General features: G+C 72.4%; 9 protein-coding genes. 2 read left to right on the top strand and 7 right to left on the bottom strand.

Features of this window, described 5'->3' with window-relative positions; translation table 11 throughout:
- The 3 genes from AB0E78_RS41480 to AB0E78_RS41470 all read right to left on the bottom strand — a co-directional run.
- Window positions 1–308: ATPase domain-containing protein (locus AB0E78_RS41480; protein WP_361844786.1), on the bottom strand; the 308-nt coding region annotated here is incomplete at its 3' end.
- 316 nt (window positions 309–624) lie between these two features.
- Entirely contained in the window at window positions 625–1,923 is a 1,299-nt protein-coding gene (locus AB0E78_RS41475; RefSeq protein WP_361844783.1) for an AI-2E family transporter, read from the bottom strand.
- Between the two features lie 105 nt (window positions 1,924–2,028).
- On the bottom strand, window positions 2,029–2,223 hold the full coding sequence (locus AB0E78_RS41470; protein ID WP_361844780.1) for a DUF3046 domain-containing protein: 195 nt from the start codon (window positions 2,221–2,223) through the stop codon (window positions 2,029–2,031).
- 79 nt (window positions 2,224–2,302) lie between these two features.
- On the opposite strand from AB0E78_RS41470, the gene AB0E78_RS41465 reads away from it, so the two are divergent.
- On the top strand, window positions 2,303–3,289 hold the full coding sequence (locus AB0E78_RS41465; RefSeq protein WP_361844777.1) for a hypothetical protein: 987 nt from the start codon (window positions 2,303–2,305) through the stop codon (window positions 3,287–3,289).
- A gap of 44 nt (window positions 3,290–3,333) precedes the next feature.
- On the opposite strand, the gene AB0E78_RS41460 is transcribed toward AB0E78_RS41465, so the two are convergent.
- The 4 genes from AB0E78_RS41460 to AB0E78_RS41445 all read right to left on the bottom strand — a co-directional run bounded on the left by AB0E78_RS41460 (window position 3,334) and on the right by AB0E78_RS41445 (window position 6,583).
- Window positions 3,334–4,503 (bottom strand): helix-turn-helix domain-containing protein, encoded by a 1,170-nt coding sequence (locus AB0E78_RS41460; protein WP_361844774.1) that lies wholly within the window; start codon window positions 4,501–4,503, stop codon window positions 3,334–3,336.
- 69 nt (window positions 4,504–4,572) lie between these two features.
- A complete protein-coding gene (locus AB0E78_RS41455) occupies window positions 4,573–4,881 on the bottom strand; it encodes an AzlD domain-containing protein (protein ID WP_361844771.1) in 309 nt (102 codons plus the stop codon).
- On the bottom strand, window positions 4,878–5,720 hold the full coding sequence (locus tag AB0E78_RS41450; RefSeq protein ID WP_361844768.1) for an AzlC family ABC transporter permease: 843 nt from the start codon (window positions 5,718–5,720) through the stop codon (window positions 4,878–4,880). Before AB0E78_RS41450 ends, AB0E78_RS41455 begins: the two co-directional genes overlap by 4 nt.
- Entirely contained in the window at window positions 5,690–6,583 is an 894-nt protein-coding gene (locus AB0E78_RS41445; RefSeq protein WP_361844765.1) for an AraC family transcriptional regulator, read from the bottom strand. The genes AB0E78_RS41450 and AB0E78_RS41445 overlap by 31 nt, the downstream gene beginning before the upstream one ends.
- A 79-nt stretch (window positions 6,584–6,662) precedes the next feature.
- Here AB0E78_RS41445 and AB0E78_RS41440 point away from each other — a divergent pair, with 79 nt between their 5' ends.
- A complete protein-coding gene (locus tag AB0E78_RS41440) occupies window positions 6,663–11,366 on the top strand; it encodes an ATP-dependent helicase (protein ID WP_361844762.1) in 4,704 nt (1,567 codons plus the stop codon).
- Window positions 11,367–11,747: the final 381 nt, after the last annotated feature.

Genomic DNA, 11,747 nt, shown 5'->3' with positions numbered 1-11,747 from the left:
TACTCGGGATCGAGAGCGTGCTCGGCGTCGATGAACGCCACCGAGCCGCCGGCCTTCTGCGCGTTCGCCACCGCGTGCAACGTCAGCGTCGTCTTACCGGAGGACTCCGGTCCGTACACCTCCACCACACGGCCGCGCGGGATGCCGCCGACGCCGAGCGCGACGTCGAGCGCGGTCGATCCGGTGGGGATGACCTCGATGGGGTCGTTCGGCCGCTCGCCCATGCGCATCACTGCGCCCTTGCCGAATTGCCGTTCAATCTGTGCGAGCGCGGCTTCGAGCGCCTTCTCGCGGTCGGTTCCTGCCATGGGTTCCACCCGATTTGCTTGTGTCGATCGCTTCACGTCAATGACGCTAGCGCCTGCCACTGACAATCCGCCCCGACGCCCGTCCGGCCTGTGGATAACTCGAGGCGATCGCCCCGCCGGAATCCGCCGGAGCCCCAGGGATCCCCCCGCGAAAACCCCGGGAAAACGCCGCCAGGCAACCTATGAGAATGGATGTTCGATTTTGGTGTCAAGCGCACCACGCGGGTCCCATCGAGAGTACGGAAGGGGCCGGTCCGCCCGGCGCACCTCGCCCGTCCGACCCTTCGCGCCGCGCTCCCAAGGGGGGAATCCTCGCTTACTGGCGTTCGTCCGAGCCCGGTGCTGAGCCGGACGCCTCGTCCGAGGCCACCTCGGCCTCCGACGCCGCCCCCGGGTGGTTCGGCCCGCGCATCGCGCGCCTCACGCGCGTGAGGAGGGACACTCCGCCCTTGCGCCGGTGCCCGTGGACGCGCGGGTCGTCCGTGACGTCGTACCGCTTCACGTACGCCCCCAGGAATGCCTGCAGGGTCGCGATCGCCGGGATGGAGATCAGGGCGCCGACCGCGCCGAGGAGTGCCGTGCCCGCGATGACCGACCCGAAGGCGACCGCCGGGTGGATGTCCACGCTCTTGGCGGTGAGCTTGGGCTGCAGGACGTAGTTCTCGAACTGCTGGTAGACCACGACGAAGATCAGCACCCACAGCGCGTACCAGGGGTTCACCGTGAAGGCGATCAGCATCGGCAGCGCGCCCGCGAGATACGTGCCGATGGTGGGGATGAACTGCGAGACCAGGCCGACCCACACCGCGAGCACGGGCGCGTACGGCACACCGAGGGCCTGCAGCAGGACGTAGTGCGCGACTCCGGAGATCAGCGCCATCAGACCGCGCGAGTAGAGATAGCCGCCGGTCTTGTCGACCGCGATCTCCCAGGCGCGGAGCACCTCGGCCTGGCGGGCGGGCGGCAGCACCGAGCAGAGCGCGCGCCGCAGCCGCGGGCCGTCGGCCGCGAAGTAGAACGAGAACAGCAGGACCGTCAGGAGCTGGAAGAGACCCCCGAGGACCTGCGCCGACACGTCCAGGACGCCGCTGGCGCTGTTCTGCACATACTTCTGGAGCCAGTCCGAGTGGACCAGGCTGTCCTGGATCTCGACCCGGGAGAGCTCCGTGTGGAACGTCTGGTTGATCCAGCTGATGACCTTGTCGAGGTAGTCGGGGAAGTCCTCGACCATGTCCACGATCTGGCCCGCGAGCATCGATCCCATGAGCGTGATGAAGCCCGCGCCGGCGATCAGGACACCGAGGAAGACCAGGAAGGTGGCGAAGCCCCTGCGCAGCCCGCGCGCGGCCATCCAGCTCACCGCGGGCTCGACCGCGAGTGCCAGGAAGAACGCGATCAGGATGTTGATCAACAGCCCGGTCAGCTGGTGGAAGGCCCAACTGCCCAGCTGGAAACAGGCGATGAGCGCGAGGGCGAGCACCATGGCGCGCGGCAGCCAGCGCGGCATGCTGGCGGCCCGCCCCGTTTCCGCCCCGTTCGGGGGCTGTGCGGGCGGCGTCGTGCCGAGCGGAGCTACGTCCTGAGTGACCTGCGCGGTCTCGTCTGTCGATGCCACGGGCCCAGTCTCGCCCACGTCACCGACATTCGGCCGCCGCCCCCGCATCTTCGCGCTCGACGGCGCCCGCCACGGCCTGCCGGAGGACCGCGAAGTATCCGGCCGTCAGCGCCTTTCGGCCGGTACTTCCATGGCCGCGCACACGGCGCGCCAGACGTCCTTGGCGTCCCAGCCCGCGTCCAGTGCCTGATGCACCGTGCGCCCGCCGAGCTCGGCCATCACATGATCGCGAGCGAACGAGTCGGCGTACCCCTGCCCGAAGTGGTCTGCCATCCGCTCCCAGAAAACCGTCAACCGCATGCATTCAGTATCGCTCCCTTGAGAGTGCAGCCGGGCGCAGGGGGCTCACCGAAGGCGCTTTCCGGCCTACGGTCTGTGCATGGCCGAAACCGGAGCATCCCCGCATGGCGCACCCTCACCGGTCGCACGCGCCGAGCACTTCGTCTGGCTCACCGCGCGCGTCCTTGAGCAGCGGCGGTTTGCTTACCACTTCCTGAGCGGCTCTGGCAGCGCGGGCGGCGACCCCTCGGGCGACGCGGTCGAGACCGCCCTGGCCGCGTACGGCACCGAGGACGGCGGGTACGGGTACGCGCTCGAACCGGATCTGCGGGGCCCCCTCAGTCAGCCCCTGCACGTCGGCCACGCGCTGCGCGTCCTGGACTCCATCCGACGCTGCGGCGGGCAGCGGGTGGAACGCGTGTGCCGCTACCTGACGTCCGTGTCGACGTCCGACGGCGCCCTTCCGGCGATCCATCCCAGCCAACGCGGTTACCCCTCGGCCCCGTTCATGCCCGTGGTGGACGATCCCCCGAGCGCACTCCTCGCCACCGGCCCGGTAGTGGGCCTGTTGCACCGCAACGAGGTGTGGCACGCCTGGCTGTTCAGGGCCACCGACTTCTGCTGGGCCGCGGTGGACTCCCTGGAGAAGTCCCATCCGTACGAGATCCAGGCGGCCGTCGCCTTCCTCGACGGGGCACCCGACCGCCCGCGCGCGGAGGCGGCCGCCGACCGGCTCGGCAGGATCGTGCGGGAGCAGCGCCTCGTGACGCTCGACCCCGAGCGGTTGGACGCGTATCCCGTGGCGCCGGGCTACGCACCGGGCGGGCACCACTTCGCGCACGACTACGCGAAGGCCCCCGAGTCGCTCGCGCGCGCGTGGTTCACCGACGAGGAGATGGCGCGCTCCCTGGACTTCCTCGAGCGGGAGCAGCAGGAGGACGGCGGCTGGCCGGTCCTCCCCCATGGCTCAACGCATGAGGGGACCCCCACGCGGCAATGGGCGCCGGGCAGCGCCCTCGAAGCCCGCCCGATCGTCACCATCGAGGCGCTGCGCACGCTTCGGGCGTACGGACGGCCCCTCACCTGACGGGGCCTTCCGCGGCCTCTCTCAGCGATCCTCGGCGGCCTCCCTCAGCAGTCTCCGGCCTCCCTCAGCAGCAGCGCCGCGATGGCGAGCGCCGTGCCGCGCGGCGCCGACAGGTCGATGCCGGTGAGTTCGCCGATCTTCGCGAGCCGGTTGTCGACGGTGTTGGGGTGCAGGCCGAGGGCGGCGGCGGTCGCCCTGCGCTCCTGCTGATGGCCCAGGTGGGTACGGAGCGTCTCCAAGAGCTCGGGACGGTCGGCCACCGGGTCGAGCAGTGCGGAGATGAGGTGGCTGCTCTCGTTGCGTCGGGAGAGGTGGTACTCGAGGAGCACGTCCTCCATGCGGTGCAGTCCCGGAGGCAGGCCGCACGCGCGCGTGATGCGCAGTATCTCGGTCGCGGTCCTGGCCGCGTCCGTGACGGCCTCGGGTCCGGCGGCATCCACGGCGGCCACGCGTACGGGAAGGTCACAGGCCTTGCTGAGGCGGCGTGGCAGGTCTTCGGGAGGCCGGCAGTCCTGGGGCACGATGACCCGCCCGCCCTCGCCCTCCAGGAGCGCGAGCACCTCCACCCCGAAGGCGTGGTCCAGCGCGGTCTGTACGCGCCGCAGGCGCCGCCGTACCGCTACGGGGCCCTCGGCAGGCACCTCGTCGAAACCGACCGCCAGGACGAGCACGGGCCCGGCCAGGCGCAATTGGTCGAGCAGCACATGGCCGGGCGGCACCATGCCGTCGAGCAGACCGCGGATCAGGGAACCGCGCTGCGCGCGCTGCTCGGCCTCCAGGGCGGACCGCTCGTCCAGGTAGGTCTCGGCCACGGTGCCGACGATGGCGGGGTGCGACTGCAGCAGCACGTCCACGAGTTCGACCAGGGCGGCTTCCTCGCCGGGGCGGGCCACGTCACGCAGCGCCTGCCACAGGACGTAGACCCCCAGAGCGTGTGTACGCAGCAGCAGGTGCAGCGGCATGCCCTCTTCCGCGCGCTGCGCGGCCCGCTCGCGGAAGAGCCGGTGACTGCCGGGCTGATCAGTGACGCGGCGCAGGAAGAGGCGCACTCCGTGGCGTGCGGTCGCGGCTATCTCCAGGTCCTTCACGTCGTCGGGGAGCTCCGCGTAACCGGGCAGCTCCTCGAACGACTCACGGGCCATCCTGCGGGCCAGTTCGTTGACCCTGGGCTCGCAGCGCGCGGCGAGAGACCTCGCCTCGGAGGACAGCGCCACGATGTCTCCTCTTCGGGGGGCGGGCCGCGGTGGTGACGCGTCACATTACAGAGGGCGGTTGGGCGGCGATCAGCCCAGGAGCGCCCGCACTCCGGCGGTGACGACCACGGCCGCCCCGATGACGACCAGGAACGGGGCCCGCAACAGCAGCGCCACGGCCGCCGCCGCGAGCCCCACGGCCTTGGCGTCGAGCTCCAGGACCCGCCCGTCGGCGAAGGCCTGCTGGGCCGTGAGCGCGGCCAGCAGCGCCACGGGCAGCAGGGCGGACATGCGCTTGACGAGCGGGCGCTCCAGGGCACCCGCGGGAACCAGCAGGCCCGCGAGCTTCACGAGGTAACAACCGGCGAAGGTCACGCCGATCGCGATCCAGATGTTCAACGGTCTTCCTTCTGGGTGTCGTCATGGGGGCCGTCCTGGGTGCCGTCGGGGCGCGCGTCTGCCCTGGCGGCGCGCTTGGAGGCGGACGTGTGGCCCTCTGCGTAGAGCACCGCCGGCGCGGCGAGCGCGGCCACCAGGACCGGCACTCCCGCGGGCAGCACGGGCAGCAGGCCCAGCCCCAGGACGACCGCGACGGCGGCAACGGCTCGCTCCGTAGTCGTCCGCAGCATCGGCGCGAGCAGCGCCAGGAAGACAGCGGGTCCCGCTGCGTCCAGCCCCCACACATCGGTGTCACCGAGGGCCTCGGCACCGAGCGCCCCGAGGAGCGTGGTGAGGTTCCACAGCACATAGAGGCTCAGTCCGGTGACGGTGAAGCCGATGCGGGCGGCCCGCCGGGTCGGCTGGGCGAGCGAGACGGCGGTGGTCTCGTCGATGACCCAGTGGGCGGCGAACGGACGCACCGCGCGCGGGAGGGCGAGCAACTGCGAGAGCCGCAGCCCGTAGAACGCGTTGCGTACGCCGAGGAAGAAGGCGCCCGCCGCGGCGGTGAACGGGTTGCCGCCGCCCGCGAGCGCCCCGACCAGCGCGAACTGCGAGGCGCCGGTGAAGACCAGCAGGCTGAGCGCGCAGGTCTGCAGCACGGTGAGGCCGCTGCCGGCCGAGGTCACCCCGAAGGCGAAGCCGGAGAGTCCGACGGCGATCCCGACGCCAAGGGCGTCCCGGACGACGGCGGAATCGGGTTTCTCCGGCCCGTCCGCGCCCACGCGCCCGGGAATGCCGGCTGCCGCGTCCGCCGGGGTACCTGCGCTTATGTCTGCGGGTGTCTTCTGTTCTGCCACACACCGGACCGTACGAGCAGGGCCGATTCCCCGTCTTGTACGTTCTTGCGCTCTCGCTGGTACGCCCCGGGCGGCACCCCGACGATGCGCGTGAAGTGCCGGTTCAGGTGCGGCTGGTCGGTGAAGCCCACGGCGACAGCCGCTTCGGACGGTGACGTTCCGGCATCCAGGAGGCGTCGTGCGGCGCGCACCCGCGCGTCGGTGAGCCATGTGTGCGGAGGCATCCCGTACGCGTCACGGAAGGCCCGCAGCAGGGCGAAGGGGCCCACTCCAAGATCGGTGGCGAGCCGCTCCAGGCTCGGCGGGTCGGCGAGCCGCTCCTCGAGAACGGCACGCGCGCGTGCCGCGACCCTGGCGCCCGCCGTGCGCACGGCACGCTGAGGAACGGGCCCGCCGTTCAGCCGCAGCAGCCGGGTCACGGCCACCCGCAGCAGGGTGTCGGCAGCGAGCGCGTTGCCCTCATCGGCGGCTCTCAGCACCTGGTGGACGAGCGTCACGCCGTACGGGTCCTCGATCACCGGACGGATGAAGCCGGGGGCTCCTCGGATGGCGGTGGTCTCCGCAGCGATGTCGGCGACCAGCTCCGGGGACGGATAGACCGCCGCGTACCGCCATCCCTCGGGCGCACCGGCACGTCCCGTGTGCATCGTGTCGGGGTTGATCAGGGCCAGGGTCCCCGGGCCCGCGTGCTGATCGGCGCCGCCGTGGTGGAAGACGTCGACACCCTCGGCGATCGCGGCGATCACGTAGTGCTCGTGGGTGTGTCGCACGAAGGTCTTGCTGATGTAGTGAGCACGCAGCAGGTCGACCCCGGGCAGCTCCGCGTACCGCCAGTGCCGCGCCTGCTCCGCCGAACCTGCCATGACCTCATTCTGCGACAGCCACGCAAACCCTTTTCCGCAGGTCGGCGCCGTTGTCAGTGGCGGGGTGCACGATGGGGTCATGGTCAGGTCCGCATCCAGTGCCCCCGGCGCCCCCGGCGCCCTTGACGGATTCTCCCCCGCGACCCGCAGCTGGTTCACGGGGGCTTTCTCCGCGCCCACCTCCGCGCAGGCCGGGGCGTGGAAGGCCATCGGCGAGGGCTCGGACGTGCTGGTCGTCGCGCCCACCGGCTCGGGCAAGACGCTGGCCGCGTTCCTCGCCGCCCTGGACCAGCTGGCCTCGACGCCACCGCCCGCCGACCCCAAGAAGCGCTGCCGCGTGCTGTACGTGTCTCCACTCAAGGCCCTCGCGGTCGACGTGGAGCGCAATCTGCGCAGCCCGCTGACCGGCATCCGCCAGGAGTCCGTGCGCCTCGGGCTCCCGGAGCCCGAAGTGCGGGTCGGCATCCGTTCGGGCGACACCCCGCCCGCCGAGCGCCGCTCCCTGGCCACGCGCCCGCCGGACATCCTGATCACCACTCCCGAATCGCTCTTCCTCATGCTCACCTCGGCCGCGCGGGACGCGCTGGCGGGCATCGAGACGGTGATCCTGGACGAGGTGCACGCCGTCGCGGGCACCAAGCGCGGCGCCCACCTCGCCCTCTCCCTGGAGCGTCTCGACGAGCTGCTGCCCCGGCCCGCCCGCCGCATCGGCCTGTCGGCGACCGTCCGTCCGGTGGACGAAGTGGCGCGCTATCTGTCCCCGCAGCGCAGGGTGGAGATCGTCCAGCCGCCCTCCGGCAAGGAGTTCGACCTCTCCGTGGTCGTGCCGGTCGAGGACCTCGGGGAGCTGGGCGGTTCCCCGGTCGCCGACTCCGACCAGGGCGCCGAGCGCCCCTCGATCTGGCCGCACGTCGAGGAGCGCATCACCGACCTCGTCCAGGCCCACCGCTCGACCATCGTGTTCGCCAACTCACGCCGCCTGGCGGAGCGCCTGTGCAACAGACTGAACGAGATCGCGTACGAACGCGCGACGGGCGAGCCCCTCCCCGAAGACCACTCCCCCGCGGAGCTGATGGCCGAGTCGGGCGCGGCCAAGGGCGCCCCTCCGGTCCTGGCCCGCGCCCACCACGGCTCGGTCTCCAAGGAGCAGCGCGCGCTCGTCGAGGAGGACCTCAAGGCAGGCCGCCTGCCCGCCGTCGTCGCCACGTCCAGCCTGGAGCTCGGCATCGACATGGGCGCGGTCGACCTGGTGGTCCAGGTCGAGTCGCCGCCCTCCGTGGCCTCCGGCCTCCAGCGGGTCGGCCGGGCGGGACACCAGGTGGGCGCGGTCTCCACCGGCGTCGTCTTCCCCAAGTACCGAGGCGACCTGGTGCAGGCCGCCGTGGTCACCGAACGGATGCGTACCGGTTCCATCGAGTCGCTGCGCATCCCGGCCAACCCCCTGGACGTCCTCGCGCAGCAGCTCGTCGCGACGGTCTCCCTCGACACCTGGCAGGTCGACGACCTGCTCGCCCTGGTCCGCCGGGCCGCCTCCTTCGCCTCGCTCCCGGAGTCGGCGTTCACGGCCGTCCTGGACATGCTCGCGGGCCGCTATCCGTCGGACGCGTTCGCGGAGTTGCGCCCCCGCGTGGTCTGGGACCGCGTCGCAGGCACCGTCACCGGACGCCCCGGGGCGCAGCGCCTCGCGGTCACCTCCGGGGGCACGATTCCCGACCGTGGCCTCTTCGGGGTCTTCCTCGCCGGAGCCGACCCCAAGAAGGGCGGGGGCCGCGTCGGAGAGCTCGACGAGGAGATGGTCTACGAGTCGCGGGTGGGTGACGTCTTCACGCTCGGCACCAGTTCCTGGCGCATCGAGGACATCACCCGCGACCGCGTGCTCGTCTCCCCCGCTCCCGGTGTCCCGGGCCGCCTCCCCTTCTGGAAGGGCGACCAACTGGGACGCCCGCTCGAACTGGGCCGTGCGGTGGGCGCGTTCCTCCGGGAGGTCGGCTCCCTGTCGCGCGACGACGCGCGCGTGCGCCTGCTGGCCGCGGGCCTGGACGACTGGGCGGCCGACAACGTCCAGACGTACCTCAGCGAGCAGCGTGAGGCCTGCGGCCACATCCCGGACGACCGCACGATCGTGGTCGAGCGGTTCCGTGACGAGCTGGGCGACTGGCGGGTCGTGGTGCACTCCCCGTTCGGCGCGCAGGTGCACGCCCCCTGGGCGCTCGCCCTCGCCTCCCGGCTGACCGAGCGTTACGGCATGGACGCCCAGGTCATGCACGCCGACGACGGCATCGTGCTGCGCCTGCCGGACGCCGACCTGATGAGCCTGGACCTGCTCGACCAGGAGCCCACCGACCGGCCTCTGGAGTACGACAGCGAGCAGGCCCCCGTAGGCGCGGGCGACGTCGCCTTCGACAAGGGCGAGGTCAACCAGATCGTCACCGACCAGGTGGGCGGTTCGGCCCTGTTCGCCTCGCGCTTCCGCGAGTGCGCCGCCCGCGCGCTGCTGCTGCCGCGCCGCAGCCCCGGCAAGCGCACTCCTCTGTGGCAGCAGCGCCAGCGCGCCGCGCAACTGCTCCAGGTGGCCAGCGAGTTCGGGTCGTTCCCCATCGTCCTGGAAGCGGTCAGGGAGTGCCTCCAGGACGTCTTCGACGTACCCGGCCTCACGGAGCTGATGGGCGACATCGAGTCCCGCAAGGTCCGGCTCGTCGAAGTCACCACCACCGAGCCGTCCCCCTTCGCCCGCTCGCTCCTGTTCGGCTACGTGGCGCAGTTCCTGTACGAGGGCGACTCACCGCTCGCCGAGCGGCGCGCGGCGGCCCTCTCCCTGGACTCCCGGCTGCTCTCGGAGCTCCTCGGCCAGGCCGAGCTGCGCGAGCTGCTCGACGCGGACGTCCTCACGGAGCTGGAGCAGGAGCTCCAGTGGCGCACGGAGGACCGCCGCGTCAAGGACGCCGAGGGCGTCGCCGATCTGCTGCGCCTCCTCGGGCCGCTCACCGCCGCCGAGCTGGCCGAGCGCGGCGCCGAGCCGGAGTGGGCGCGGGAGCTGGCCTCCGCCCGCCGCGCGATCAGCGTCCGCATCGCCGGGGCCGATCACTGGGCGGCGATCGAGGATGCGGGCCGCCTGCGCGACGCGCTGGGCACCGCCCTGCCGGTCGGCGTCCCGGAGGCCTTCACCGAGCCGGTCAAGGACCCCCTCGGGGACCTCGTCGCTCGGTACGCCCGCACGCACGGCCCGTTCACCTCGCCGACGGCCGCGGCCCGGTTCGGCCTCGGTGTCGCCGTCACCGAGGGCGCGCTGCAGCGCCTCGCCGCCAACGGACGTGTCGTACAAGGAGAGTTCCATCCGGCGGGCATCGGCCAGGAGTGGTGCGACGCGGCCGTCCTGCGTCGGCTGCGCCGCCGCTCCCTCGCGGCCCTCCGGCATGAGCTGGAGCCGGTGCCGCCCGCCGCACTCGCCCAGTTCCTGCCCCAGTGGCAGCACTTGGGAGGACACGGGCTGCGGGGCGTGGACGGACTGGTGCGCGCCGTCGAGCAGTTGCAGGGGGCGTCCGTGCCCGCGTCCGCACTGGAGAAGCTCGTGCTGCCCTCCCGCGTCTCCGGTTACGCACCGGCGATGCTCGACGAACTCACCGCGGCCGGAGAGGTGGTGTGGGCCGGGGCCGGGTCCCTGCCGGGCAAGGACGGCTGGGTCTCCCTGTATCTCGCCGACGCCGCGCCCCTGCTCCTGCCGCAGGCCCACCCCCTGGAGCTCACCGCACTGCACCAGTCGGTCCTGGACACCCTCTCCGGGGGGTATGGCCTCTTCTTCCGGCAGATCGCCGACCAGGTCCGCGCCACCACGCACCCCGAGGCGTCCGACCCCCAACTGGCCGACGTGATCTGGGATCTGGCCTGGTCAGGACGGCTCACCAACGACACGCTCGCCCCGATGCGCTCCCTGCTCGGCTCGGGTCGCACCGCGGGCGCGACGGCACACCGCGCCAAGCGCTCCATCCCGCGCGGGCGGTATGGCGCGCTGACCGGCGCAGCCCGCCCCATGTCGTCGCGTACGGGCCCGCCGACCGTAGCGGGCCGCTGGTCGCTGCTCCCCGGCCACGAACCCGACCCCACCCTGCGGGCCCACGCCTTGGCCCGCACCCTCCTGGACCGGCACGGCGTGGTCACCCGTGGGGCGGTCGCCGCCGAGGGAGTCGAGGGCGGCTTCTCGGCGACGTACCGCGTCCTGTCCGCCTTCGAGGACAGCGGTCAGGCGCGGCGCGGCTATGTGGTCGAGGGCCTTGGCGCCGCCCAGTTCGCCATGGACGGCGCGGTGGACCGACTGCGGGCGGCAGCGAACGCCCAGGACCGCGCGGACAGTTCACCGGCCGCCATGAACTACTCCCCGCGCTCCTCGGACACCCAGGCTCTCGTCCTGGCCGCCGCCGACCCGGCCAACGCCTACGGAGCCGCGCTCCCCTGGCCCGATCCGCCCACCGACGCGGGGCACAAGCCGGGCCGCAAGGCAGGCTCCCTCGTCGTCCTCGTCGACGGCGAACTGACCCTCTACATGGAGCGCGGCGGCAAGACCCTGCTGGCCTGGCCCGCGTCCCCGCAGGACGACACCCCGGCCACCGAGGATGCCCGACTGCACGCGGCCGCCGAAGCGCTCGCCTCCGCGGCCCGAGCGGGCGCACTCGGCACGGTCACGGTCGAGCGCATCAACGGCGGCTCCTCCCTGACCTCCCCCTTCGCCCCCCTCCTGGAAGGAGCAGGCTTCCACGCCACCCCACGGGGCCTACGCCTGCGCGCGTAGACCCACCACGTAGCCACGCAACGCCACCGCCTGCCCGCGCAGACGCACCGGGCGCACCAGGCGCACGCGTAACACCACCACCTGCCGGCAGCACCGACCCAAGGCCCACGCCTACGTGCGTCACGCCACCGCCCGCCTCGCGCGCCTACGCGAAGCCCTACGCCTGCACGCGCAAGGCCACCGCTTACTCGCGGCGCAAGGCGCACGCCTGCGCCCGTCACACCGCCGTGTACGCGCAAAGCCCACGCCTACGCCCGTCACACCGCCGCGTACACGCAAGGCCTCCGCCCGCCCATGCAAGGCCAAGGGCCGCCTGCGTGCATACGCCGCCGCCAGCGCCCGCCCGCCGCAGGGCTCACGCCCGCACGGACAAGGCCGCAG

It is taken from the genome of Streptomyces sp. NPDC032198 (assembly GCF_040636975.1).
Taxonomy (GTDB): domain Bacteria; phylum Actinomycetota; class Actinomycetes; order Streptomycetales; family Streptomycetaceae; genus Streptomyces.
This window is presented reverse-complemented; position numbering and strand designations above follow the sequence as displayed.